This window comes from Bradyrhizobium jicamae, assembly GCF_018130215.1.
In the GTDB taxonomy this organism is placed as follows: domain Bacteria; phylum Pseudomonadota; class Alphaproteobacteria; order Rhizobiales; family Xanthobacteraceae; genus Bradyrhizobium; species Bradyrhizobium jicamae_A.
In genome coordinates, this window is record NZ_JAFCKQ010000061.1 from 1 (window position 1) to 25,988 (window position 25,988).

At 59.1% G+C, this 25,988-nt stretch carries 19 protein-coding genes and 2 pseudogenes; 8 read left to right on the top strand and 13 right to left on the bottom strand.

Annotated features, from left to right (window positions below):
* Positions 1 to 1,128: 1,128 nt before the first annotated feature.
* From JQ586_RS36175 to JQ586_RS36200, 6 genes are all read right to left on the bottom strand, one after another.
* The gene (locus JQ586_RS36175; protein WP_212399425.1) at positions 1,129 to 1,413 is read right to left on the bottom strand and encodes a BrnA antitoxin family protein; all 285 of its coding nucleotides are present in this window, start codon (positions 1,411 to 1,413) and stop codon (positions 1,129 to 1,131) included.
* Complete coding sequence (locus tag JQ586_RS36180) at positions 1,394 to 1,654, bottom strand: BrnT family toxin (protein ID WP_212399426.1); 261 nt, start codon at positions 1,652 to 1,654, stop codon at positions 1,394 to 1,396. Before JQ586_RS36180 ends, JQ586_RS36175 begins: the two co-directional genes overlap by 20 nt.
* Entirely contained in the window at positions 1,587 to 2,429 is an 843-nt protein-coding gene (locus tag JQ586_RS36185) for a DUF6602 domain-containing protein (RefSeq protein WP_212399427.1), read from the bottom strand. Before JQ586_RS36185 ends, JQ586_RS36180 begins: the two co-directional genes overlap by 68 nt.
* Positions 2,430 to 2,475: 46 nt before the next feature.
* The gene (locus tag JQ586_RS36190) at positions 2,476 to 2,718 is read right to left on the bottom strand and encodes a hypothetical protein (protein ID WP_212399428.1); all 243 of its coding nucleotides are present in this window, start codon (positions 2,716 to 2,718) and stop codon (positions 2,476 to 2,478) included.
* A gap of 567 nt (positions 2,719 to 3,285) precedes the next feature.
* Positions 3,286 to 6,528, bottom strand: a complete 3,243-nt coding sequence (locus tag JQ586_RS36195; protein ID WP_212399429.1) for an adenylate/guanylate cyclase domain-containing protein — start codon at positions 6,526 to 6,528, stop codon at positions 3,286 to 3,288.
* A gap of 101 nt (positions 6,529 to 6,629) precedes the next feature.
* A complete protein-coding gene (locus tag JQ586_RS36200; protein ID WP_212399430.1) occupies positions 6,630 to 6,917 on the bottom strand; it encodes a hypothetical protein in 288 nt (95 codons plus the stop codon).
* 257 nt (positions 6,918 to 7,174) lie between these two features.
* On the opposite strand from JQ586_RS36200, the gene JQ586_RS36205 reads away from it, so the two are divergent.
* Entirely contained in the window at positions 7,175 to 8,461 is a 1,287-nt protein-coding gene (locus tag JQ586_RS36205; protein ID WP_212399431.1) for a TAXI family TRAP transporter solute-binding subunit, read from the top strand.
* A gap of 1,152 nt (positions 8,462 to 9,613) precedes the next feature.
* On the opposite strand, the gene JQ586_RS36210 is transcribed toward JQ586_RS36205, so the two are convergent.
* Positions 9,614 to 9,847, bottom strand: a complete 234-nt coding sequence (locus JQ586_RS36210; protein ID WP_212399432.1) for a hypothetical protein — start codon at positions 9,845 to 9,847, stop codon at positions 9,614 to 9,616.
* A gap of 271 nt (positions 9,848 to 10,118) precedes the next feature.
* On the opposite strand from JQ586_RS36210, the gene JQ586_RS36215 reads away from it, so the two are divergent.
* Together JQ586_RS36215 and JQ586_RS36220 are read left to right on the top strand one after the other, a co-directional pair.
* Complete coding sequence (locus tag JQ586_RS36215; protein WP_212399433.1) at positions 10,119 to 10,274, top strand: hypothetical protein; 156 nt, start codon at positions 10,119 to 10,121, stop codon at positions 10,272 to 10,274.
* A 1,680-nt stretch (positions 10,275 to 11,954) separates the two neighbouring features.
* Positions 11,955 to 12,773: pseudogene (locus tag JQ586_RS36220) on the top strand (Crp/Fnr family transcriptional regulator).
* Between the two features lie 281 nt (positions 12,774 to 13,054).
* Here JQ586_RS36220 and JQ586_RS36225 read toward each other — a convergent pair.
* The 4 genes and pseudogenes from JQ586_RS36225 to JQ586_RS36240 form a co-directional block, all read right to left on the bottom strand.
* Entirely contained in the window at positions 13,055 to 14,263 is a 1,209-nt protein-coding gene (locus JQ586_RS36225; RefSeq protein ID WP_212399434.1) for a mandelate racemase/muconate lactonizing enzyme family protein, read from the bottom strand.
* Between the two features lie 221 nt (positions 14,264 to 14,484).
* Positions 14,485 to 14,826 (bottom strand): annotated as a pseudogene (locus JQ586_RS36230) (chromate transporter); the annotation flags it as partial.
* Positions 14,827 to 14,839: 13 nt separating this feature from the next.
* Positions 14,840 to 15,877 carry a hypothetical protein gene (locus tag JQ586_RS36235; RefSeq protein ID WP_212399435.1) on the bottom strand — a complete coding sequence of 346 codons (1,038 nt, stop codon included), beginning with the start codon at positions 15,875 to 15,877 and terminating at the stop codon, positions 14,840 to 14,842.
* A gap of 29 nt (positions 15,878 to 15,906) precedes the next feature.
* Positions 15,907 to 17,361 carry a multicopper oxidase family protein gene (locus JQ586_RS36240; protein WP_212399436.1) on the bottom strand — a complete coding sequence of 485 codons (1,455 nt, stop codon included), beginning with the start codon at positions 17,359 to 17,361 and terminating at the stop codon, positions 15,907 to 15,909.
* A 383-nt stretch (positions 17,362 to 17,744) separates the two neighbouring features.
* On the opposite strand from JQ586_RS36240, the gene JQ586_RS36245 reads away from it, so the two are divergent.
* Complete coding sequence (locus JQ586_RS36245) at positions 17,745 to 17,894, top strand: hypothetical protein (protein WP_212399437.1); 150 nt, start codon at positions 17,745 to 17,747, stop codon at positions 17,892 to 17,894.
* Positions 17,895 to 18,613: 719 nt separating this feature from the next.
* Here the strand turns inward: JQ586_RS36245 and JQ586_RS36250 are convergent.
* On the bottom strand, positions 18,614 to 18,754 hold the full coding sequence (locus JQ586_RS36250) for a hypothetical protein (protein ID WP_212399438.1): 141 nt from the start codon (positions 18,752 to 18,754) through the stop codon (positions 18,614 to 18,616).
* A gap of 888 nt (positions 18,755 to 19,642) precedes the next feature.
* Here JQ586_RS36250 and JQ586_RS36255 point away from each other — a divergent pair.
* On the top strand, positions 19,643 to 20,782 hold the full coding sequence (locus JQ586_RS36255) for a GSU2403 family nucleotidyltransferase fold protein (RefSeq protein WP_212399439.1): 1,140 nt from the start codon (positions 19,643 to 19,645) through the stop codon (positions 20,780 to 20,782).
* Positions 20,783 to 21,259: 477 nt separating this feature from the next.
* On the opposite strand, the gene JQ586_RS40880 is transcribed toward JQ586_RS36255, so the two are convergent.
* Positions 21,260 to 21,700 (bottom strand): hypothetical protein, encoded by a 441-nt coding sequence (locus JQ586_RS40880; RefSeq protein ID WP_249148589.1) that lies wholly within the window; start codon positions 21,698 to 21,700, stop codon positions 21,260 to 21,262.
* Positions 21,701 to 21,914: 214 nt separating this feature from the next.
* On the opposite strand from JQ586_RS40880, the gene JQ586_RS36265 reads away from it, so the two are divergent.
* The 3 genes from JQ586_RS36265 to JQ586_RS36275 all read left to right on the top strand — a co-directional run bounded on the left by JQ586_RS36265 (position 21,915) and on the right by JQ586_RS36275 (position 25,844).
* On the top strand, positions 21,915 to 23,426 hold the full coding sequence (locus JQ586_RS36265; RefSeq protein ID WP_212399440.1) for a glucan biosynthesis protein G: 1,512 nt from the start codon (positions 21,915 to 21,917) through the stop codon (positions 23,424 to 23,426).
* Positions 23,414 to 25,555 (top strand): glucans biosynthesis glucosyltransferase MdoH, encoded by a 2,142-nt coding sequence (mdoH, locus tag JQ586_RS36270; RefSeq protein ID WP_212399441.1) that lies wholly within the window; start codon positions 23,414 to 23,416, stop codon positions 25,553 to 25,555. Before JQ586_RS36265 ends, mdoH begins: the two co-directional genes overlap by 13 nt.
* Positions 25,556 to 25,703: 148 nt before the next feature.
* Positions 25,704 to 25,844 carry a hypothetical protein gene (locus JQ586_RS36275; RefSeq protein WP_212399442.1) on the top strand — a complete coding sequence of 47 codons (141 nt, stop codon included), beginning with the start codon at positions 25,704 to 25,706 and terminating at the stop codon, positions 25,842 to 25,844.
* Positions 25,845 to 25,988 lie beyond the last annotated feature (144 nt).

Sequence of the window (25,988 nt, forward strand, 5' to 3'; positions counted from 1 at the left end):
GAAAAATCAGAGACGGTGAGGATGACGTGGGCCATTCCGTTGATTTGGATCATCATTCAAAATCCTTTGCCTGGCAGAAAGACCGTCTAGTAGGTTGGCGCTCGGGAACCTTTTGAGTGCACCTCGGTGATCAAATCAAGACCTTGTCTCAGTCCAGGAGTGTGCGGCAAGGTCCGCCTTGGGTCAAAACGCGACCTCGTTGGATGCTAATGCTTGTCCGCGACGCAATCGAAAGCGGAAATCTGGATGACGAGTGAAGATGTCGATTTGGGGCCGTAAGGCGACATGACGCTAGTGAATGCGATCAAGGCGCGCTTCTGCGGCTGAACGCTTTCATCTCTCTCGTGCTCAACGCGTGAAGAGCGAGGAGCTTGGCCCGATTGAACCGGATCTATGGAGACTCACTGCCGAAGAGTTTCTTGCCCGCAGCAGTGCAGGACATCGCATCCCTGCAGGGATCGCTCACCTCCGCCATGTGTGACTTTATGCAGGCCCTGATACCGCCGCTGCTCGGTACAACGCCGGCACACAGCTTCGTAACATCGGTCTTGCACACTTTTCCTGTCACACCTACCCCAGGCACGCGGGCCTCGCAGGTCTCCGATAGCTCGGTCAAATGGGATTTGATGCAGGCCGTGATCCGGCCTTCGCCGGGCTGAACGCCGGGGCACAGTTTCTTGAGATCGCTGCCGCAGGGGTCGCCCGCCGGTTGTGCCATCGAGACGATTGATACTGGCGCACGTTCCCATCCCTGGCGCTGGGAACTACGGCGGCGGAGCAGGCCGATGGGCGTGCAAATTGGCTCAGGTGGTTATCAATCACAGGCAGCAGCAGAGTTCGCTGGCCAACGCGCACTTGATGAATTTTTGGAGGAGCTCGCCAGAGTTGAGAGACGGAAGTGAGTTCAAGCGTTCTACGAGTTAAGCTCCTGCTGGAGCGTCCGGTCTATCGCTTCAATGGTGAACGGCTTCCGAAGCGGTCCGCTTTTTGCTAGCTGCAAATGGACCCGGTGAGTCTCCCCCAAGGAACGGGTCTGCGTCCTGGCTCGGCGCGCCATCTCCCGGCGGTGCCCCGGCCTTTTTTGGGCGCGCACTTAGCGCGCGCAGTAGTATGTGATTGGAGAGCTTTTTAGCCGGCCTTTCGCTTCTTGATGGCCTTGGCGAGCGTTTCATCGATTCTGCTCTGCCAGCCAGGTCCCCCCGCTCTGAAGTGCTTGATCACGTATGGGCTAAGCCGCAGCGTCACCTGTTCCTTTGTCGGGGCCTTGTTGGGTCCCCGACCTCTGCGTATTTTCGGAAATACTTCATCGAACGGCTTGGCCTCGGCGAAGTCCTCTTTGGTCCAGATCGGGCTGTCGCTGACGTCGCGCATGTCCTTCGCGGTGTAGGGCTTTTTAGCGGCGGGTTTCTTCATAGAGTTCCCTTTCGTCTTTGCGGGCCGGACGCATGTTGATCACGCTCACGGCCTCTTGGCCGTAGACGGCGAAGACGACTGCAATCACGCCCCGGATGTTGATGCCAATCGCCATCCAGCGATTCCCTTTGGCCTTGCGGACCAACGCAGTATCGAAGAACCGCTCGTTGAGATCAGCAAAATCCATCCCATGCTTGTCGAGATTGGCGAGGCGTTTGCGTTCGTCCCAGATGATCTTCACGAATTATTCCGTAACTACAAAATAATCGAAAGTCAAGGTTTGCGCGCGGTATTGTTGCACCGTCGTCGTCAGGCAGGTAGGCGTTCAGGTCGATGGGATGGATCGTGTAGTTGCGCTGCCCCTTGAGCAGAGACGTGTAAAAGCGCATCAGCCCGTCCTTGCCCCAGCCATAGAGCTCAGATGCCGGTTTGTGGGCGACCCGTCCGGCAAACCAATCATCCTTTAGAATGCAGACGCCGTGGATGAAGGTTTCGGGGTTCCCGAGAATCGCTGAGAGGCGCTGCTTGAAGTCGGCAAAGGTCTTTCCGAAGCCATCCTGTGCAAAGGCTAGGACATAGTTGCGCGGAGGGACGTCGCGCGTCTTTGGAACAGGCTCCTTGGGGACGACCCGGTCACCCTCTACGACAAGGTTGGGAACGATGTAGTGTCGCTGCTCTCCAAGCTTGCGAATTGTTCGGATCGCTGCCAGCGATTTTTCAAACTCAGCTTTGTTGAGGAGCGACTTCACCTCGATTGTCGCATAGACGGTCTCAACGGGAAAAAGACATGCCCCGAACTCGGACAGGAGGGGAGCGTTGTGGAAAATGTCATAGATCACAATGTCGATCTGTGGGCTGGCCTCGCCGTTGGCAGCGATGATAACCCCTGTTCCGATCGAGAAGCGCTTCGGAAGGATGCGCGTCAAAATGCCTTTGATGATTTCCTCGGCGATCCGGCCGCGCTCGCCCATGTGCGGCATCGAGGTCGCGAGTTCGTCCCGCGATTGGCGCGCCATCAGTTGGAGCATCCGCAAGTACGTGAGGTGTTGGCTCGGGGGCAACTCACACGGCCTTTTTGGAACGCCGAGAAGTGGACGTTCCCGGCGCTGGCACCGGCAGCAGATCCGCCCGTCCCGCCTCGGTGCTCGCCATCGTGTGCTTGTAGCGATCGGCCGAGTCCGGGTCTTTCCAACGGCCGGTGCGCGTGAGGTCGTTGGTACCGCCGAAACCAGAAGAGGCTTTATCGCAATCGCTGTTGATCATGCTGGCTTGATAACCCTGACGTGAGACAGATTCAGCCAACATTCGCTACGTTCACTGTAGGGATCGTTGTCGCCTTACTGCTTCGTCGTCAAGCGCGGCACGAGACATGGACGTCAAGGAGCCGCCGGCCAGCACCTCCATCGGAGCGGGATCGCTCCTCGGCTTCGGCACCTGCGTGGAGATCGAAGTGGTGGCGTTCGTGCCGTCGCGCTGACGCGCCGAGCCACCTAGGGGCCTGCCACGGGAGCTGAAAGGCCCCTATCGGGGCGATAGCCATCTTTCGATCCGCGTTATTGAGATAAGCCGTTGAAATCGCGTTAAATGCGACCGCGGTCCGAGCGCGCCATAAACCCACGTTTGGCCTTGAAGTCGCTGGCCAACTCGGGCCGCGTCGGGGGATGGAAATGGCCGCGAGCGAGCGGCGGCCCTGAATGACCAGCCGTCGTCTCCGCAACGTTCATCGTGCTGATACCACGATCAGTAGTCGGATGAAGCGCGACTGAAATTCGGGCTCGACGTTCAGCAGCGTTCCCCTTAGCTCGTCGATCCGCTGCTCAGCGACCCCGCGCCGCCAAAGGCCGCGGTGCACCATTATGTTGCGGTAAAGGTTCAGCTCGCTTTGGCTACCCGTTCGCGATCAGCCTTGACGCGGCGCTCGACCAGCGCCGAACCTTGCTGAGCGGCGATCCGCTGCGCTTCCGCTAGGTCCTCGAGGCCACCCGGGCTATCGCCGGATTGCAGTCGTAATAGACCGCGTAACCGGTGAAACTCGCCAGCTGTCCAGCGCTCGCCCGTATCGATCTCCTCGGCTATCCCTGCCAGCGTCGCGAGCCCTTCCTCGGGGCGGTGTGCCCTGACGCAGCCGGCGGCAAACACCACGCACCACGCAGACAGCGAGGGCAGGCGCTCGGCGATCATGCGTCCCATGCCGTGCTGCGCCAGACGGAAGCCTTTTTCAACAAATCCCCGATGAATGTCAGCCATGCCTGCAAGCAGATCGGCGTGCGGCCGCCAGTAGGGCAGGTCCTGCTGCAGCGTGAGGTCCCGCAACCGCGCGGCATGGAAGGCAAGCTCGTTGGCATCTTCCATCAAGGCGGCGAGCAGGCCGCCTGCGAAAGCGGTGGCATGGCAAATCGTCTGGTAGTGGCCGCTCGCGTTGGCATCGTCGAGCGCAGCCTTGCGCCAGACGCCGGCTCGTTTGGTGTCGCCGAGCATGGTCCAGGCTTCGGCAAGCCCAACCTTGACGGTGACGGCATGGACGGTGGCGCCGACCTTGTTCAGCGCCTCGTTGTGTCGTTCAGGAACAAACAAATTCTGGAATAGCTCAAACTGAGCGATCGCCGCGTCGAACTCACCACGGAACAGCAAAGTCGTGCCCATGCAGCGATGCGCGATCAGTTTGTCGAGGGTACTGCCATGCGCCGCCACCTGCATGATTTGGCGTGCCATTTCGAACCGAACATCGGTCTCGTTGAAGCGGGCGATCCAGTTCAGGAACAGCGCCGGAACGATGCGTTCGCCGCCGCCGATGCGCGCCGAAAGCTCGACAGCTTGCGCTATCTGCCGCTCGACTTCGCCCGCGCCATAGCCACGTGCTGCGATCAGTGGCCCCAGAATGGCAAGGCGCAAGTCGAATTCTCGGACGTCACGTTCGCCTCCCGGTGGAAGGCGTGAGGTCTGCTCCAGCGCCGCGGTGAAATGTGCGACCGCCTCCATGGCCGCCGACCGACGCGCGGCGTCGCGTCCTGCCTTCTCCAGATAGACGATGGCGGCGGAATGGTCCCCGGCTTCCGCGAACTGGTGCGCCAGCACGTGCGGCATGCTGTCGACGATTGCGGGAAATCTCGCCTCGATGGTGTTGGCAATCAGTTTGTGGACGCGCACTCGGTCGCGCCGCAGCAGCAGGTGATAGGCGGCGTCGCGCAGCAGCGCGTGGCGGAAATCGACGACATCACCGAAGCCACTGGGACGGGTGACGAAGATGCCGCTTTCGACCAACCCCTCGATGCTCTCCCGCATAGCGGCCTCGCCGAAGGGCGATACCGCTATCATCAGATCGAGCGGGATGTCGCGCCCGATAGCCGCCGCAAGCTGCGCCGTCTCACGGCCATTTTCGAGCAGGTCGAGCCGCGCCAGCAGAATTTCGTTCAGGGTCACCGGGATCGCCGTCGCATCCGTCGCGCCGGGAGAGACGTCCCCTATCGCCTGCAGGCTGCGGGCCAATTCCTCAGCAAAGATCGGAATGCCGTCCGAGCGCACCACAATCGCATCGATCATACTGATCGGCATCTTGCGCTCGGTGGCGATGGTATTTACGAGCCGTCTGATCTCGTCGGGCTGCAGCCGCGCCAGCTGAAGAATGCTCGCGCCAGAACGCCGCGCCCATTGCGGCATCTCCTCCGGGCGCATAGTCGCAACCAGCAATACCGGAAGGCCGCGGATCATTTCGGCCAGCTGCTCCAGCCATTCGTTGGTCGAGGGATCCGCCCAGTGCACGTCCTCGATGACGATGATTGGACTCTCGCGCGAGATCGCCTCGACTATGTCGAGCAGTGCCGCGATAGTGCGTGCCCTGACTTCTGTGGGCGCAAGCCGTAGCAATAGCCTGCGGTCGCTGCTCTCGCGCCGCAACAGCTCGGCGATTAGTGCCAGCCGTTCGGGGCTTGCCTGGCCGAGCCCGCGCAGCATTGCGTCGAGCTTGTCGAGCTGGCGCACGTCAGCATCCGGCGCTTCTACGCCCGTCATGTAGTCGAGATAGTGGGTGATCGGGTGGAACGGGCGGTTGGCGTGGATCGGTGAACATTGCAACACCACACGCTGTTCCGGTCTGATCTCGAGCCTGCGGTGCATCTCCTCGATCAGGCGCGACTTTCCAATTCCGGCCTCGCCGGTGATCACGACGATCTGGCCTTGGCCGAGCAGGGCCGCGGCGGCACGGTCGACCAGTCGGGAGATCTCGTGCTCGCGACTGATCATGGGCAAGCTGACGGCGCCGTGCACGGCGTCGAAGCGGGTCGCTCCCCGCTGTTCCCCGATCACACGATAGGCCATGACTGGCGCGTCGAAGCCCTTCAGGCTTCGCATGCCGAGATTGACCAGGCGGAAGTGTCCGCCGATTATTTTTGCAGTCGTTTCCGCGATGAGCACCTCGCCGCCCCCGGCTTCGCCTTGCAGCCGTGCGGCAAGGTTGGGGGCTTCGCCAACCAGCGAATCCCGCTCGATGGCGGCATGGCCGACCAAGTCGCCGACCACGACCGGCCCCGTCGCGATGCCAATCCGTACCCGGAGTTTTTCTCCGCTTGGTGTGACGAGCTTGCTGATTTCCTCGGCGAGCATCAGCCCGGTAGCAACCGCGCGTGCCGCGTCGTCCTCGCGCGCGCGCGGATATCCGTAGGTCGCGAGCACGCCATCCCCGACATAGCGCAGCACGTATCCGCCATAGCGATCGATTAGCGTGGCGCAGGCATCTTTGTAGCTGGTGAGGAGCTCCAGCACGATCTCGGGGTCGAAATCGGAGGAAATTCTGGTGTAGCCGACGAGGTCGCAGAACATGGTCGTGACCTGCCGCCGCTCGGCTTTGGCAAGCGGCCGCTGCGCAGGCGCCCGAGGGGCGGATTTCTCTTTCGGCTCGGGCCGCTGCACTTCCACGGCAAGCTTTGCGATCGCATCGAGTAGCCGGCGGCGATGTCCGACTGACGTGACGCCCAGTTCGACGAGATCGGTCGAGGTCAGATGCGCCAAGTTGCCAGCGTCGATGTCGTTGTCGACGAACGCCTGTAGGTAGCCGGACAGCCCTAGCTGTTCCAGCCATCGCTTGACAAAACCCGCGTTCGGTCCGTTCGGCTTGGGCATGCGGTCTGCTGTGCCTCACCGTATCCGTTTGCGAACGCAATCGCAATACGACGGAGCATCGCCATTTCAGAAAACCCGCTGCTTCGCACGGAAGTCGCGTCTCAGCCGATGATCTCGTCGGCGGCCGCCAGCATCGACGGCGGAAACTCCAATCCTTGATCAGACTTCCGGAGGCTCATTTGGGCAATGGGGGATCGACGCCCAAGTTTAAGAGCGCGTTCATCGAGCATTTCGTGGCCAGCTTCGTCGGCTTCGCGATCATGACTGCCGCCGCATGGCTGTTGGATCGGGCGGAACGGGTACCAAATCTCTTCGTGGATGTGGCGCAGGCTCCCGGGACGAAGCCGAGCGCGGCGTGATGCGATCCGGTCACCGACGATCGTAAGCACTCTGATCCTGATCCCGACCGGAGTGGCGAATAACGGGGCGGAGCATGCTAAACCTTCATAACTATGTATGCTTCTTTTTCTACCTCCTTGATCTGGATCAAGATCACGGAAGGCATAAGGCCAAGGAAGGCAGTACGTGCCCATTGACCCTTGAATCCCGCCTGGAGTTTCAGCGAAGGTGGGTAAACATGATGCACGCAATGCAATTGGCTGGGACCGGTCGGTGAGTTCGCGACGGCACTGAGGATTGACGCGCGATGATTGTTGGAGATTATGCCTACAGAATCTGGCGCTATGCTGCATTTGCCGGGGCGGCGGCGATATTTTTCGGCGCGAGCTGGTTCATCGTGACAACGTTGCCGCCGCGTGAGTTGGTGATGGCGACTGGCGCCGAAGGCGGGGCCAATTACGAACTGGGGATCCGTTACCGTGACATCCTGGCGAAAGATGGTGTCAAGCTGCAGCTGCGGCCGACTGCCGGCAGCCTGGACAATCTGAGATATCTGATCGATCCGACGTCGCAGGTCAGTGTTGGATTCATACAGGGCGGAACCGCAACCAGGAAGAAAGCCCCGGAGTTGGAGTCGCTCGGCACTGTGTTTTATGAACCATTATGGCTTTTTCGCCGAGCTGGAATCGGGGAAGGCGCACAGGGATTGCGCGGCCGCCGACTTTCGATAGGTCCCGAGGGAAGCGGTGGGCGTGCCTTGGCGAAGCAAGTCCTCGAAAGGACCAGACTTGACAGTGTTGTCAGCGAGTTGTCGGGATTTCCCCCGCAGGCTGCCGCTGAAAAGCTGATCGCCGGCGACATCGACGCGGCGTTTATTGTGACTGCCTGGGAGTCTCCAGTGGTCCAGTCTCTTCTCCACGCCACAGGCATCGAGCTTTCGACCGCTCAGCGCGCGGATGCTTTCGTGGCAATTTATCCTTACTTGCACAAATTGATGCTACCAGCCGGGGTCATCGATCTCTTGGCGAACCGCCCGCCGAACGACGTTGTGCTGTTGGCGCCGAAAGCCAGCCTTGCCGTGCGCGCCGATCTGCATCCTGCATTGCAGTATCTGTTGCTCAATGCAGCCGTCGAGATTCATTCTCCGCCGGGGATTTTCCAGAAGGCGGGCGAGTTTCCAGCTGCCGAAGCAATCGACATTCCGCTCAGCCAAGAAGCGCAGCGCTTTTACAAGGCGGGGCGGCCTTTCTTGCAAGGCTACCTTCCATTCTGGGCTGCGACGCTGGTCGAGAAGCTCCTGGTCGTGTTTGTTCCATTGGTCGCGCTGCTCTTCCCCGCATTCAAGTTGCTGCCGCAGTCGTACGACTGGATGATGCAGCTCCGGATCAGGCGCCTCTATGACGAGATCAGGTTGATCGAGAGCGAGATGCAGGCGCAAGGAGTGAAGATTGACCTCGGCGCGCTGAACACGAAACTGGATCTGATTGATCAACGCGCGAACCATCTGCAATTGCCGAATGTTTATGCAAGCAGTTTATATACACTGCGAAGCCACATTGATCTCGTGCGCACGCGTCTTGCCGCGTTGACCTGACGCTATTGCTGATGGGAGAGGAGCAGCGCAAACTGTCAATGCGGGCTATGGTGGAGCCGACATGGGCCGAGTGCCGCGCGCTTCAGACAAATTCTTGAAAGGCAGGAATCGACAAGCCTGCGGTCGAATGGAAGGAGGGTCGTCGACGCTACGGAGTCCGCGCAGCAAGTTGTGTGTACTCGCGTCGAAAGGGCTTTGGATAGACGCGGAAGAGCGGATGCGCCGGAGCGGGAGCAGGGAGGCCGTGGGTTACGATCTCTATGGCTTCTCAGTCCCGTCGAAGGGATTCGCCGCGGTGGAAGCGTGGCGCGTGTCGCTCCATCTCACCGTCGTGCGAAGCGGCACTCCTTCGCCGTATGGCGCTACAGAAAGAGAAACGCTGCGAGCGCGACCGCGCCTGCCACGATTGAGGCGTATCCGACGATCATAATCCAGTCGATAAGTCTGCTCGTCATGCTGGGACGGTTGTCCCAGACGCCAGCACGAGAATTCAAGTCAAGGCACGCACCGCCCGCCTCCGCAAGACTGCAGGCTGGGCGCCTTCGCCAATGGCCTCTAGAGGCCCAATTGGGCCACGCGCGGCTGGCACAAACTGCATTTCGCTGGAACTCAAGTAACTTATGTTAGTTAGATGAGCATGATCATCGGAGATCATGCCATGTTGCAAAACGACGAATCCGTTCGCTGCAAGTGCGGCCGTCAGATGAACAATCTCCGACTATTCTGCGACAGCCAGACACAAACGGAATTCCTAACCGAGCGGTGTCGCGATTGCGGCGTGATCCGGGCGGATCAGGTCCGGTCACCCAGTCATGTGTGAGAGGTGCCTCCAGAATGACGAGCATATAGCTCGCATCAGGCGGCTATTGGAGCGAATGACCGATCAGGAAATCATAGATCGGTTCGCTGTGATGATCGAAGAATACGAGGCTGAGAAGCGCGGATTGCATCCGCCGGAGCCCAAGGAGTAAGGCCGCCTCAGTGAAGGCGCTTAACTTACTGTAAGGCCCGCGCAAGCGGCGCGGCATACAATCCCGCTCCATGGACCGGGATCAGCTTTATTTCCGTCTGTCGCTTATCGGGGTGGCGATCGCAGCCGCCTTCGCGATCTACGTGGTGGTCGCATAAGGCTGACCGACCATTTGGGCCGCATCACCAGTCAAGAAGCAAACACAGCGATCCGACTACGAGACAAGCGATGACGAAGAAGACAAGGCAGAAAAGAAAGGTCCGCCGCCGTGAAGGCTCGCGCTGTGACGACGGCTCCAGCTTTCCCGGGAAAACATGAAAGCGGAGTTGGTCCTTGGGGAGGTTTTCCCGCTCAAGCATTTCGCGAACCCGCATTCGCCGCTCGTCAGTCCAGAATTCGTCGTTGTCGTCTTCCATCAGGCACCGATAAGCGCCGGTTGGTCCGACAACTTCAGCCCCCGGTGTCGGCTAGAGCGTTTCGTGTTCGGATTACCAGAAATGAAAAGGACTGCTCGCGTTGCAGCCCCTCGACAAAAAATTGGTCGGCTGAGAACCATCATCACTGCAGTGCGTACTGTTTGCCGCAAGATCGTTCGGATGTGGATTCCGTAATTGCCCGGATCGCAACTTTAACGTTAAGGCCAGAAGCGATAACTGCAACGGCACCGCGCCGTGTATGTTTGGCGGTATGAACGATTATCTTGCAAAGCGCGAAGACCTCGAAGCTCTCAGGCTTTTACGCGCCTTCTCGAAACTCAGCGATCCAGACAAGCGGCGGGCCGTCTTGGAATTCGTCGAAGCGATGTTGCCTGCTGAGAAGCCGCAGAGGCTGTCGCACGAATAGGCCTTGCGACACGCACCGCCAGTTGCTGTGCGTGGCCGCCGATCCGTCCGAAGAGGGGGAGTGTGCGCCCTCTTCTGGTCCGAGGTTTACGTCAAGGAAGGCGGCCAGTGCGAAATCCGCTTGCTGACAGCGGCCATCAAGCCGCAACCCCTCGGCGTCCCTGCTTCGCCTTCAGCTTGGTTTTCTGGACGCGACTGAAAGCGTGGAGCGTCCGGCTTTTCACCTTGAGCGTCGCCATCTGGGGGCGATGGCACGTGCGCCGCTGATCTTCTCCTGGAAGATCTTCTCAGCACCAGCGGCTATCAGGGCCTCGAGCTGACCCGACAGATGATGGCCTTCTGCCGAATCGGCTGATCGAACCAATCGTTCTACGTAGCACGCCAAGCGCACAGGTACGAAGCGGACGTTAGTGAGCGATTGACTCGATAGTGGGCAGCTTCATACCTGTTTTAACTTTAGTCGGTCCAAGTGCGGTCTCCGCACCGTTCGCATTCAAACGTATGAATGACGACTCCACTTTCAGATTCCAGGATAGTTCTGACGAGGGTGAGCTTTGCTCCGCAAACACGGCAGTCATGATGTGATCGATCTGGGACAGTGGCGATCTTCTCAGCTCGAAATAGATCCACGGCGGCCGCGCAATCGATTCTGGAACAGGTAAATGCTCTCGCATTCGCTATACTGGCATGCGTGGCGTTCGCAATTGTCTGGCGGATGCCCCATCAGCGCCGGCCGCCCATGTAAGCCATCGAAGGAAGCCTGCTGTTCGCGATGGGTGCAGGGCTGGAGAGTAACGGGCGTGAAGCTTACGGCGATTCACGACCAAGCGGTGTGGCCAAATCCACACTGTGGACAACAATGCAGTCTCCTCGGAACGCACGCTTACGTCGCTTCGATTTCGGAATGCGATCCAGATTAGACTAGTGCTTGGTGCTGGCTCGATTAAATTGGAAAGAAGGTGCCGCTGTCGCTTCAAGGCTCTCTCTAACCCGAACGAGTTTCTCAGCATCCGGATCGTCAGTGCCGGGTAAATCGAAGACCGCCCCCTGTGCGAGTAATATGGCGCCAACTACGATCCCGCCCTCGGCAGGGACACATTGGTCGAGCCTAAGTCAAAGCGTGACATTCGGTCCGGAAGCCATGCCTGACGAAACCCCTCAAACAACTGCTTTATGTGATCGATCCGAGCGCTCCAAGTATTCAGCCATCTTGCTGGCCGTCACCATCCGAAATCTAAAATTGTTCCGCGCGCCAGATCTCTACGTCGGTCCCGGGCCAGGCCCGCCTCGCGCTTCGGGACGGCGAGGGGGGCACCCCACTTGGACGGGCCACCCCCGTCGCGCGCGCTTTCACGTGGTCCAGAATTATCTAGGACCCCGCCACCGAATTTATAGACGAAGCCGCAAGGTAGCTGACACGCGGGTTGATTTCGGGCCGCAGGATCTGGCGCCGTGCCGAGCGGGTTCAGGTCCGGGGCTCGACGACGCTGCGGTGATTAGTTTCGGATCCCGTTCGCTTCTCCCCCAACAGCGGTATGACACCAGACTTCCTGGGAGGTCAGAGTTGGGCCAATTTCGGACCCATGCGCCGCAACAAAGAGCGCCTTCAATACCGCCCCTCGATCATCAATATCCGGGATATATTCGGGGGGGTACTGACCGCTTTGTGAGGGATGATCCAATGGAGCCCATCAGTGCAGATCCTTCCACGATACTAAACCGCATCCTTGATACGGCCGCGGATAATCTCAGGGTCGCAAAGGTTCTGGTCCAGATGGGACTTGATCCCAACAACATCACCTACGACGCACTTTTTAATCGGCTGCTTGAAATTGTGTTGGCCAATATCACGCTCGCCAACATGTTCGCCTTGGTTGGCGCCATTTTCTTTGTCGCTACCTTGCTGATGCAGAGAATGGTTCCGCTGCGGGTCGCGAACATGATCGCATGTACATTCTTCACAATCTCCGGCGCGCTTTCCGGAAGCATCGCGACCTTTCTGCTTTATCTACTGTTGCTGCCGGTCAATGCCGTTCGCCTCCGCCAACTGCTCAAGCTCGTTAAGAAGGCACGCGATGCGATGCAGGGTGACATGTCGATGGAATGGCTCAAACCGTTCATGAGCGACCGCAGATATAACCGGGGCGACCGATTGTTCAGGAAGGGTGATGCGGCTGCCGAAATGTTTCTCACCGTCACAGGAAAGTTCCAGGTCAAGGAAATCGGCGTCGAGCTTCCGCCAGGACGTTTCATGGGAGAACTTGGCTTTCTTGCGCCCAATAATCGACGAACCGGAACGGTCGAATGCATCGAAGACGGCCAAGTCTTGACCATAACTTATGAACGGCTGCTTGAAATCTACTTTCAAAATCCGCAATTTGCCTATTAAGTGCTCATCCTGACCAGCCATCGGCTCCTCGAAAACATCGCGCGGCTGGAAGCAACTCTCGCACAGGAGAAAGCGGCGCGACAGACCTCAGCCGAGGATGGCATAGCTTGAAACCTTGGCGCTTGATTGCTCCACCATTGGTGACAGAACTGTCCTGGCGCAGTGCGGGTCTCGCCAGCGTCCGCTCGGGGGCACGAGCGTCGGTTTGATCGCTAACGGCTGACTTCCGGTCTTACCTCAACTTCGGACGCTTAGCGTGCGTGCAAACGGTCGCGAAGCGCCAGAACGGGAAGTCAAAGGCGTACGCTTAGTTTTTACTCGTCCCGAATAGACAGTTGTTCGCGCTGCTTCGTCTCGACCGCGGGCGATGTCAACTGAAGTCGATCCCGATCCTATTCGGCTCGATGCTCACTGTGATGAATCAGGAAGGCATTCGCCGCCCGGAGATCAGGCGTCACACCTAGACCGGCTCGATCTGCTAACGCGAAGCGCCCATCGACGAGTGGTGGGAACGGTTGGGCGAGGACCGATTGAAGAGGATTTTCCATCGCGTCGTGCTCCAGGAGACCTTCACCCCCAACGGCGGCCAGCACATGTGCGGCAGCGTGCAGACCGAGCCCTGAGTTAAGCCAGTGCGGGCAATATTTCAGTCCCTTCGCGACCGCTCGCCGCGCTACGGCAAAGCAGCCAGAGATTCCGCCCCATTTACAGATATCTGGCTGTATCACCCCTAGGTGGCCCTCGTTGATCGTCGCATCGAAGGCTGCGAATCCAATGATGTTCTCGCCGCCGGCCAATGGCACGCGTGACAACATGGCGAGCTCCGCCCAGTACTCGGGCGGGTCGTCGGCCGGAATCGCCTCCTCGATCCAATCGAGTGGGAACTGGCTGAAGGCTTCGACCGCAGGGCGCGCGGTTACCAAATCCCACCCCTGGTTCGCATCGATCATGAAGCGCTCGCCCGATTTCAGGCCAGCGGTGATCTCGCGCACGTTCGCGAGGTCACTCTTCAAATCGAACGCCACCTTGAGTTTGAAGGCACGATAGCCGCGCTCGCGACACATCGCGACGTACTCTGCCGCACCCTTTGGATTGAGATTGCTCGCGTAGGCGAGCAAGGGCTCGGGCGCATTTTTGCGGCCAAGCGCCTTCCACAACGGTAGTCCGGCTTTTCGAGCGACCAGGTCCGACAAAGCGACGTCGATGCCAGCGATACAGGATGCGAAGGGGCCGGGCTCGCCGCTTTGAATGGCGTTCCGACGCATGCGTTGCGTGAGATCAATCAGGGCCGCTGCGGGCGTCGTCCAAGATCGTCCCAACGTCGCCGGAATCAGGATTGTCTCCAACAATCGAACCTTGCTCTCAGCTCCCGCTGGCGGGAAATTCGCCCAAACCTCGCCCCAACCGAAGGCACCATCCTTGTCTTCGATCCTGACCAGTAGTGCGTTTCGAGCGGGAATCGATCCGAACGAAGTGATGATCGGTTCGGTGATCGGAGCTTTAAAGTGATAGATTTCGACCCGCGTTGGTTCTAACTGCACTGCAATCCCCATTGTAGCTAGCCTTCTATCGCTCTTGTCGAGAAGAGCGAGTGCAAGCATAACTCGTTCTGAACTTGGTGTCTGCCTGGGGTCAGTCGGTACAGTTTGTCCCGGTCTCAGCAAGGTCCGGTAGGCACCTCGCAGCGGACAGGTGGGCGCGGGTGCGTTGGTCGCGATGGGCCATTTTGCGGGGTTGCGCGATCCGCGGCAGCCAAGTCTGCTGAACGCTCGGGCAGCCGAAACCTTGCCTTCATGAGCACACGACGCAGCATGCCGGCTCAGACCGGTCCGCTCAGCGCGCCGGCGCCGTAGGCGAACAGGACGAGGATCGCGGCCGACGGCAGCGTGAAGCCGGTCCAGGCGACGAGGGCGCCCAGATAACCGGCCCGCATCAGCCCGATCGAGAAGCCGACCTGACTGCTGGCGGGGCCCGGCAGGAATTGGCACAGCCCGACCAGGTCGGCGAAAGCGTGCTCGTCGATCCACTTTCGTCGCAGGATGAACTCGTCCCGGAAATAGCCAATGTGCGCGATCGGACCGCCGAAGCAGGTCAGCCCGAGCTTGAAGAAGATCAGCAGCACCTCCGCCGCTGAATTAGTGCCAATGGTTTGGTCACCGGGCACGGATTTAGCCTCGCTAACGTTCAAGGGGGGCACCACGACAAATGGACTCCCATGCGCGAGCAACGCGCTCCGTGGGAAACCAATCTGTGAGGCGATTTGGATCAGGCTTGCCGGTTGGGGGCTCGATGCTGCCCCCAGTAAGTTCGCCGATAATGCCGGAACGCTCATCGAGCTTCAGTAAAGAAGGTGCACTCGCCGCCCCAACGCGTAACGAGAGTATGGCATCGAAGAAAATTGCAGCCATTTCCTGGGATCGCCCGACCGCATGCCCGACTCCGGGTTCTTCCACAAGAGCCCACAGTGCGTCCTCTCGACGATTTAGCGCAAAGAGGCCCGTGATGATGCGCTTTCGCCACTCCAAATCCTTCTCGCCGACAAACAAAAGCCCTGGGACACGGCGCGCAGCCGGTGGCAAAAGGGCAGAGAAATAAACACCTCCTTTGTTTACAACGAACGCGGCCACTCGTTCGGGTTTCCAAGCCGTGAATTCGTAATTGAACTCCCCGCCTGCCGAAAATCCCCACAACAGGAGTGGAGCGTTTGCCAATTCCGGATGATCAGACTGAGTTGAAAGGGAAGCGAGCGCCTCGACCAACGCTTGCCCACTGCCCTGCGCAACGTTTGCATAATTCTCGACAGAGCCGTCATGCGGTTTATCTGCAAAATGACAACCGATCAGCGCGACATCATGGCGGCTGGCAAATTCTTGCCAAAATCTGTCGTTGACGTCTGAACGACCATCCTCATTCGATCCGGGTACAAGAACAAGGATTGCTCGAAATGATTTCACTTGCACCGGGTACCACAGCCTGAACTCAGCCGTCTCAAAGTTGGTACCAGGGCCTGCAGCCTGATCGAATGACTTTCCGGGCAACACCTGTGCACAGGCGACGCAACCAAGTGACAGCAATATGAAACAAAACCAGATAGCCCCCCGGATGCCTCGGGATAATCTTCGAGTTGGAAGCAATTTTACCTCCGGTCGATGTCCGATGCGCAATCGGTTCGCCGAACCTGCAGAACCTAACTCTTGAGAAGTGCGGAGGAACATCCAGCGCGAGTCTCGGTCGTAGCCGCGAGTCAAGCGTACTCAAATAGCGCCATGAAACCAAAGTCCATATGCAGTTGCTGATGGCAGTGGAAGAGCGTCATCCCGGGATTGTCGGCGACGAAGTCAAACTCGATCTGCTGGAAGCCAGCGAGCATGACGACGTCCTTGAGGACGCCGGCGGTCGGCTTGCCACCGATCCGCACCAGTTCGAAGCTGTGACGGTGGAGATGCAGTGGGTGGATGTCGTCGCTCGCATTGTGGAACTTCAGGCGATAGCGCTGTCCCTCCCGCACCTTGTACATCGGCTTCATCGTCTCCATCGAGAACGCCTCGCCGTTGAGCGTCCATTGGTTGAAGCCGTTCACCGCCCCGTTCCGCTTGAGAATCGTGAACTCCATCACCTCGTCCGGCTTGGCGGGCGACGCGCCGGTCCTGCCGAACAGCGTGTAATCCCACTTGTAGGGCTTCGGCTTCGTCCACTGGGGCTTGCCCTTGGCGCCGGCGTACTCGACAACGACGCCCATGCCTCGCTTGCGGTCGTCGTCAGCGAGGTCGCCCATGATCCAGACGCCCGGATGGTTCATCTCGACGATGGCCGAGATGCGCTCGGCCGTCCCGATCCAGAGCACCGGCACATCCTTCGGCGCCGGCACTGGGTTGCCGTCGAGCGCCACGACATTGAACGAGTGTCCTGGCAGTGCGAGGCTCCGGATCTCGCCGGCGCTGCCGTTCAGGACGTGGAACAGCACGCGTTCGCCCTGCTTGACGCGGACAGGCTCGCCGTGTCCCAGCATCTTGCCGTTGATCGAGAAGAGGTCGTAGCCGACCTCGAAGCCCTTCGTCTTTTGGTCGGCCTCGTCGTCGGACTTCTTGCCGAGGTCCTTCAGGTCCTTGACCTCCCCGCCGGCGAGGAAGTCCATTGCCATGTCGCCGCCGCGGCTGAAGGACGGAGCGAACTCCTTGAGCACCAGAAACACCTCGCGGTCGTAGGCACCGAGCTCGTTCTTCGGCTCGATGTACACCGGTCCGACCTGGCCCGTGTAGGTGCCGCGGTTGAGGTCGCCGCCCGCCACGACATGCGTGTGGTAGAAACGGAAACCGGCGGGCTTCGGCACGAACGAGATGCGCCGCATGCCGCGCGGCGCGATGAAGGGCGTCCCTTCCTCGGCGGAGCCGTCGACGTCGCTAGGAATCATCTGGCCGTGCCAGTGAACAAGTTCGGGTACGTCGGTATCGTTGTGGACGTCGACGATGGTGCGCTGCCCTTCCTTAAAGCGTAGCAGGGGTCCCGGAAACTGGCCATTGTAGAGCGTCGTCGACACAATGTGGTCCGGAGCCAATTCTGTCAGGCCGCTCGCGATCCGCAAGGTGTAGTCGGCTTTCTCCTGGTCACCTTGGGCGGAGGCGGGCGCGATGCGAGTCTGAAGCCCCACCAGAGGGACGAGCGCCCCGCCGGCGAGCAGGGAACGGCGGTCAATCGGCATGTCGAGAATCCTTCCACCAGGCTGCACCCCAGCTCGCGGCAGTCTGTATCGGATTCCGATGTCGATAGGCCATGCACGGGCGAAGGCAAGTAACTTCCGGGTGCAACGGCCGTTCCTGTCCTTCATGGCCTCGCCAGTGAACTCCTTGACGCGGACCTTGGCCAGAGCAAGCCCATTCTTGCGCAAAGACATTATCGACATCAACTCGGGGCCTTTCCGTGTCAGGAGGCAGGTGCCGGGCCGCAGCCTGATCGGGGGGACAACCGCGCGGTAGGCGAGGTGAATGGTGCGCGCGCTGGGGTTTCCCGCATTTGCATGTGTGTATCGGTTACGTCAGACGAACAGGACCCTACCTGCACCATCCTGACGATGGTGCCACTCTCGTGGACTGGATCGAGCTAACCTTGCTCGATCGAATAGGCTTACATGTCGGCAACGAACGCGCGCGCGACGGCGAGCGGCAAATCAGGCGGTTGGCTATGTATGGGCATATCGACGATGTGGTGATCCACCTCGTCGATTGCGAATCTTAGCCACCAGAAACCGCGCCGGCCGCATTGGAAATATGCTGCGTAGCGGCCAAACGGCGTCGGCCAACCCGCGCTACTGCCGACAAGCTAATATTGAGAACGGCCCCGGCAGTTGCGATATCGAGCTAGCCCCAACGGGCACATCGGTTCAGATTTGATACCCATGTGACCGATCGGTCCGTATTCCAATTGAAGTTTAGCCTGACGTCAGCACCGCGCTTGCTACTCATAACGGCGACCGATCGGCTTGAGTACTATCCGGTTCAAAGACCGTTTCAGGGAAAGGCAGGGGTGAGGGCACGAGGTCACCTGGAGTCTTCCTCCGCGCTCGTACAATCACGAACTCGAGGAGCAGCGTGATCACGGGTGCAATGATCAGCGCGATGAGGAGCCATCCTGTGTCATTGCTGCCCCGCAAGTGAGCCGCAATGCTACCGACAATCGGCAGTCCGACCAAAAGGATTTCCAATGGCAGCGCCTCCATCCGGAAGCCCCTATTGCCCAGCCATTCACGCTATCTGGATCGGGTGATTTCGCCATAACCTATGACAAGACCTTTCATGGAACTCCGTTCACTTCGGGTGCCGGGAGAACAGAGTTCGCATCGCGGTTAGACTCCGCCCGCCCATCGAACGCATGTGCATAGGAGCCAACTCACTGAAAGGTTGGTGTCAGCTTGCGGGGATATGCTGGCTCGCATGAACCGGGATCCCTTCCGTCTCTCACCTGTCTGGGTTGCCGTTGGCGCCCTCTTGGTAGGCCACCGCTAGTTTTTCAGCGTCGTGCTTCGCGTCCTGCGCGCGGGCTGGCGTCGCCAGCGCCAAGGCCGCGAGCGACGCGGAGGCGAACAATGCTTTCAACATAAATTTCCCCTCATTGTCGGTTGGAGCGGAGTTGCTCCAGTGTACGCCCGCTAGCAAGGCGCACCGTTGGAACAATCTTTCGAGAGGGAAACGAGGTCGCAATTACTCCGAGTTCACGATGGCCAACGCAGCGTCATAGGCTGCAAATGTCGACCAAGAGAAAATGAATAGTGAAATGAGGACGCATGAAACTAACACCGGTGCTTTTGAAAAACTGGCGAAGCGATGCTTATGGAGCCCGCTTCTACGGGATTGTCTGGCTGTACTGCCGCCCGCGCGTCAACTGCGGCAATGAACCCATCGGAGAGTCCCCGGCCTATTATCGTTCTCGTTTCAATCAGGCATGGACATAGCTCGGCAGGCCGCCGCGTCTGCCAGGCCCGAGGCCCATTTTCCAGCCTTCCTCCCTGCATCGCTCGACTCTAGCAGCGCCGGCAGGAGTGCTCTCAATACAAGCGATCTTAGCTTTTCCGGTCTGTTCGCGACACTTCTGCGCAACCGCGTTCGTTGAGAGCACGACGATGGCGATCAATGCGAGAAAGAGCGGCCTCATTTTTTTGCCTTCGGCCCGATCTCAACCAGCCGACGGATGGCCTCCGAGCGGCCGAGCTTGTCGCCTTGAGCCGCAGCCCAGCGGTCGACCTCAGCCCTCATCTGTTGCGGGAGACGAATTGCGGTCACAGAATCTTGGTCGGTCGCCGGCCGACCGGGCCTTTTCCGTAGTACGTTTTTCTTTGACGCCTTCATGGATGTTGCCCGGGATCTTACGGCAAGCAACCGGTTTTTGCCTCTACGATATTTCTCGGTGCGATCCTCATCCTTGTTAGACTATTAACATTATTATATATTATACTGTTTTAGCGAAAGTAGTATAGCTTTGGTTCCGCCATGCCGTCCGGCCGCCTCGATATCACCTATCAAGCGCTTTATTCCGAACTCGTCCAGCGCTGCCTCGACGAGAGCTTCACCTCTGAATTCTCCGCGAATGGAAGATTCGTGGCCGTCGCAGTCAAGGACAAGAAATACTGGTACTTCGACACACCCAAACTCGAAGGCGGCGGTCAGAATCGCCGCTATGTTGGTCCGGTGGACGATTCCGAAATCACCAAAAGGGTTGAGGCATTCAAAGATCTGAAGGCCGGCCTTAAGGGACGTCGCCGTCTCGTTTCGACGCTCATACGCGAAGCCTACTTGCCGCGCCCCTTGCCGATGGCTGGCCAGGTCGTGGAGCAGCTAGCCAAGGCTGGCTTCTTTCGCATGAGGGGAGTGCTTGTCGGCACCGTCGCATACCAATGCTACTCCGCCGTCCTTGGCCGACGCCTTGAAGCAGTCGCCATGCGGACCGGCGACGCTGACTTTGCGCAATACCATGCAATCTCGGTGGCCATCAAGGATTCCATGCCACCTATCCTGGAAGTGCTTCGGGAGGTCGATCACACCTTTCGTGAGATTTCGAGCCAGGCCGACGGCAGAGCTTCCACCCAATTCGTATCGAGGGATAACTTCAAGGTAGAATTCCTGACGCCAAACCAGTGGTCCGATGATCAGGCAGGCAAGCCAGTGCCGATACCGGCGCTCGGTGGCGCATCGGCATTTCCGCCGCGCTTCCTCGACTATCTGATCTACGAACCCGTTTGCGCGGTGCTGCTGCAAGGTGCAGGCGTGCCAGTTCTCGTCCCATCTCCAGAGAGGTATGCCATCCACAAGCTCATCGTTGGATCCCACCGCAAGCTAGATCGTGATGGGACCGCCAAGAGCGCTAAGGATCGGCTTCAGGCAAGATCGATCATCGAGGCAATGATCGAGAACCGGCAGCAAGCTGACGTTGCTTCCGCGTTCATGGAGGCATGGGATCGCGGCGATCAGTGGAAAGCCGCGATCCGCACAGGCATCGCGACCTACGATGATGGATTCCGGAAGTCGCTCCGAACCGAACTTGGCAAGGGCGTAACGGAGCTAGGTTCCGATCGCGCCAAATACGATCTCGCCGACAAGCCCAAGGACGAGTCGACACCTCGCCCTAAATGATACCGGACACCAATTGGCCCCACTTCCAGGCGTTAGAACGCTCGGATGCCAACCCCTTCAGTCGTCTATTGGGTCGAGGCTGAAGCGACCGAAGCCCGCCGATTTAATCTCCCAACTGAATGGTTTGCGTGAGAGTTGCAAGAGCGCGGGCTGTATTGGGGTTGGCGCTGCGCTAGGCCGATCCGGGCCGACGAGGTTCGGCACCCAATCATGCGTGAGCAGTACTTCCAGAAATGACAGGCAGCAGCGGCTGGATTGTGCAGGTAGGGAAGGCGGCCATTCGCCTGACCAAAGAGGCCGCCAACTGCAGGTCGCCTTACTTCCTCTGACCTTGCACGTCGAGTTCGGCTATTTGCTCTTCGATGTCCTCGATTATTTCTTGAAGCAAGAACCGGATGGCATCGTCAGTGGCTCCCTGAGTGATCTCGCGATACGCAAGCCACTTCCGTTGAAGTTCTTGCCTCGCCTGCTCTCGCTTCATGTCGACTCGGAGCGCAGCCACTCGGTCATGCTCGCGCCGGCTTCCGATTGCCGAGCCAGCTTCAGCAGCGCTTCTTTCTCGATACCTGGGGTCAGCGTCGCAGCCTGATCGCGCAGTTCTCTAGCTCGCTCGATAAGACGCGTTTTAAGCGAATTGGTTTGGATAACCCTACGGCGTATCTGTCCCATGCATTCCTTTTTCCGGCTAGGTTCCGCCCGTGGAATCGGAAATGTAAGTTCCGTGTAAGCTAAAGGTTCCAGATCATTTGGCTGTGAACCCTTCCTCGGCCGCTCCACCTCATCTGCGAGCGTCCAGTGACGCGACGCCAGCTTGGCGAATAGGGCTTTATTGTCCTTTTCAGTCGCCAATTTGCCGACTAGCTCGCACTCTTCCGCTTCGACACTAAGCTCCTCTAAGTGCGCTTGCTTGTCTCTCACTTTGAGCTCCCCAATGCGGCGAACTATGTGGAAGACGCTCCTCCAGCACGTCAATGATGTGCGCTATTCGCGATAGACACTTCTCTCACCCACCGGGTCGACCGGAGAACCACGTAGCCAACGACCTGCAGTTTGTGCCGGGCATGTCGCATTAAGGAACTCCTTCGAACCCTGACCGTTTCCTTTCATTTTCGAACCGGAGAAAGGAAATTCCTTGAATCGTCGACAACTTCTTCGCGGCTCGTTTGTGGTGTCGGCAGCCGCTGCACTACCGCGGGTCGGCGCGGCGGACTCGCCACTGGAGGTCACCTTCGGTCCGTCGTCGGTCCGCGAATTGGCCCGCAGCCTTGCCGCGAAGTCGTTCGAACCACCAGACGAAACGTTGCCTGGCGCGCTGAAAGACCTGAATTACGACCAGTACCGATCGATCCGCTTCCGACCAGAGCGTGCGCTATGGCGAGACGAGAACCTGCCATTCCAGGTACAGTTCTTCCACCGGGGCTTCTTTTACAAGAACAGGGTCGACCTTTTCGAAGCAAGCAACGGCCGTGCCAAACCGATAAAATATCGGCGCGATGACTTTTCTTTCGGCGAGGGCCTAGGGGAGTGGCCCGACGTCGATCTTGGTTTCGCTGGCTTCCGCATTCACGCTCCGTTCAACAGGCCCGACTATTACGACGAGGTGTGCGTCTTCCTTGGCGCAAGCTACTTCCGAGCGGTCGCCAAGGGCGAGACTTATGGCTTGTCCGCCCGCGGGCTCTCGATCGATACCGGCGAGACGAAAGGCGAAGAATTTCCAGTGTTCAAGGCGTTTTGGCTGGAGAAGCCAGCGCCGAAGGCAACCTCCGTAGTTGTCCACGCCCTGCTCGACAGCAAAAGCGCCGTCGCAAGCTATCGCTTAACAATTCGTCCCGGCGATAGCACCGTCTTTGACGTCGAGGCATCGCTCTATCCGAGAGTGGATGTCGCACATGGCGGTCTCGCGCCCATGACAAGCATGTTCTTCTTTGGACCAAATGACCGCAAGGATTACGATGATTTTCGACCTGCGGTGCACGATTCGGATGGTCTTGCGATCACCAATGGCAAGGGTGAGCAGCTCTGGCGGCCCCTCAACAATCCGCGCGATCTTCAGGTGAGCACTTTCGCCGATCTCAATCCACGTGGCTTCGGACTGATGCAGCGCGAGAAGAAGTATTTCGCTTATCAGGATCTCGAATCACGGTTTGAACGCCGTCCCAGTCTGTGGGTCGAGCCAATCGGAGATTGGGGCGATGGAGCTATTGTTCTGTTCGAGATCCCGACCAAGGAGGAGATCCACGACAACATCGCAGCATTTTGGCGGCCTACGCAATCGCTCGCGGCGAAGAACGAGCACAACTTTACTTATCGCCTGCATTGGGGGCCGGACGTCCCTAGGTCCGACGCGTTGGCGCGATTTGCGCGAACCGGAATCGGTAGCCGCGGTGACGAGAGCAAGCTGTTTGTGCTGGAGCTTATGGGTGACAAGCTCAAAGGTGTCGATCCAAAGAGCATCAAGGGGGTCGTGACTGCCGAAAAATCAGAGATTACCAACATTGTCACTGAACCCAACTCGGAGACGGGCGGATGGCGCATGAGCTTTCAATGCTCGGTCAAGAGCCAGAAGCCAATCGAACTGCGAGCTGTCCTGGTCCAGAATGAGACGCCGATCTCGGAGGTGTGGGTCTATCGATGGACACCCTGAAGACAACGCACACTCCGGTACGGAGCGATGTTATCGACCGGTTTCTGCCTCCTGAATGCCAGCTTTCGATGGAGCCCAGCCGTCTCGATCGGCAAGCCGCCGGAAAGCCATCGTCAGCGCCGGTCAAGGCTACGCTGCTATTTCGCCGTTCGCTGATCCTCGTCGGGACGGCTTTGCTTACGATTGCGGGCGGCTATGAAATGTACGACGTTGTGAAGGTCGGTGGCGTAACGCTTCTCGAAGCCATGTTGCTCGCTCTCTTCTTCGCTCTGTTGGCTTGGATTGCCTTTTCGTTCATGTCGGCCGCGGTAGGATTTTTCGTGTTGCTCACGCGGCAACAAAGCGGCCTAGCCATAGATCGCACGGCTGCCATCCCTAAGCTGTCGTCGCGCACGGCGATGCTGTTGCCAACATACAACGAAGACCCGCATGATCTGATGGCGCGGCTCCGAGCGATGTACGAATCGGTCGCCGCCACGGGGCATGACACCCAATTCGACTGGTTTCTGCTCAGCGATACGACCGACCCGGATATCTGGGCCCATGAAGAAGTGACCTTCATCGCTCTGCGTCGCGCGTGCGGTGGCCACCGGCTGTTCTATCGACATCGACCCGACAACGCTGCTCGGAAATCCGGCAATATCGCAGAGTGGATCGGACGATTTGGAGCGGGCTACGAACATATGATCGTGCTTGACGCGGACAGTCTGATGTCGGGCGACACAATCGTCCGCTTGGTCCACGCGATGGAAGTCAACCCCGCCGTCGCGCTGATTCAAACCCAACCCGTCATCGTGAACGCACGCAGTCTCTTCGGCCAATTGCAGCAATTCGCCGGTCGCGTCTACGGGCCGATTATCGCGTCTGGCAATGCATGGTGGCATGGCTCGGAAGGCAACTACTGGGGTCACAACGCTATCATCCGCGTACGCGCATTTGCGGAGGAGGCGGGCCTGCCTGAGCTACCCGGCCGCAAGCCGTTCGGCGGGCATATCCTCAGTCACGACTTCGTGGAGGCCGCTCTGATGCGCCGCGGCGGCTGGTCAATCTACATGGCGCCCGCGCTCGGCGGCAGCTTCGAAGAAGTGCCGCCGTCGATCCTGGACTTTGCCGCACGGGATCGGCGATGGTGCCAAGGAAACCTTCAGCACCTCGCGGTGCTGCCGGCAAGCGGTCTGCACTGGGTGTCTCGCCTGCATCTTCTCACCGGAATCGGCTCCTACATTACTGCGCCGATGTGGCTCATCTTCCTAATTCTTGGTCTCTTGATTTCGCTCCAGGCCCACTTCATCCGGCCAGAATACTTCCCGAAGGGCTTTTCGTTGTTTCCGACCTGGCCGCAACAGGACCCCGTGTTGGCAGCATGGGTGTTTGCTGCCACAATGGGACTGCTGGTAGTACCCAAGCTGCTGGCGTATTTGGCGCTGGTCAGCCGACGCGAAGAGCGCGTCTCCTTTGCCAGTAGTATACGCGTACTCGGAGGCATCCTTTCCGAGACACTCCTTGCCGCGCTCATTGCCCCGTCGATGATGATTCTTCAGTCCAGGGCGGTCGCTGAAATTCTCCTTGGCCGTGATTCCGGCTGGCAAGTGCAGCGCCGGAGCGGCGGCGAGGTTACCCACAGCGAGATCTATCGCAAGCTCGCGGCGCCCACGTTTTGCGGGCTCTTGATGGGGTTAAGCGCGTTTGCCGTATCGCTCCCTCTGCTGCTCTGGATGTCACCCGTGATCACTGGTCTCGTGCTCGCAGTTCCGCTGGGGCTGCTGACGTCATGGCGGTCGAACCCGGCCAGACTGTTTGCAACGCCGGAAGACAAGCATCCGCCTCCGGTAGTGCTTCGCGCAAACGAGCTTGCGGGATCCGCACGAATTGAAGCGACCGGCGCTCTGCAACAATTTCGCCGAGATGCCGAGTTGCTCAGATGTCACTTGGAGTCTTTGCCTCGGATCAGCAGGCGCAAGTTTGGAAGGGTCGACGTGCCGCTTGCCACGGCGCGCATGAAGATCGAACAATGTGATACATTCGACGAAGCGGTCGGCTGGCTGGACGGATCGGAAATCCGTGCTGTGCTCAACAATGCCACAGTTCTGCAACATGTTGTGGGGTTGCGTGGCGGGGTCGCAAAGTAGACATTGCGCGCCAGCGAAGTCCGCGGACCGGCCGCGCTTCAAGGCACGCACGGCCCCATCCGCTTACGTGATCCGGATTCGAAGAGAGGCGGTTGTCCCTGCGCCATGAGGACGCCTCCTAGTACCGGAGGCGATACGAACCGTCGCAATGGTGGAGAATTCGGCGCCTGCGGCGGCGGAGGCAGGAAACGTATTCCTCAGCCATGCCAGCGCGCGCGCCATCGAGGCTGTGTGCCTCCTGATGGCCGACCTTTTTGGTCTTGAAACGCTCATGCTGAATATCCCTTGAAGCTGCTTCGTCCGCATGCGCGACGGCTTCCTTCGCGATACGTGCGCGAATGAATTATCAAGAGTCTCGCTTTCAGAATTGAACGGGGGACGGAATTGCGTCACGTTTTCGTACTACGCCGATAACAGCCCACCTGGCGTTTTG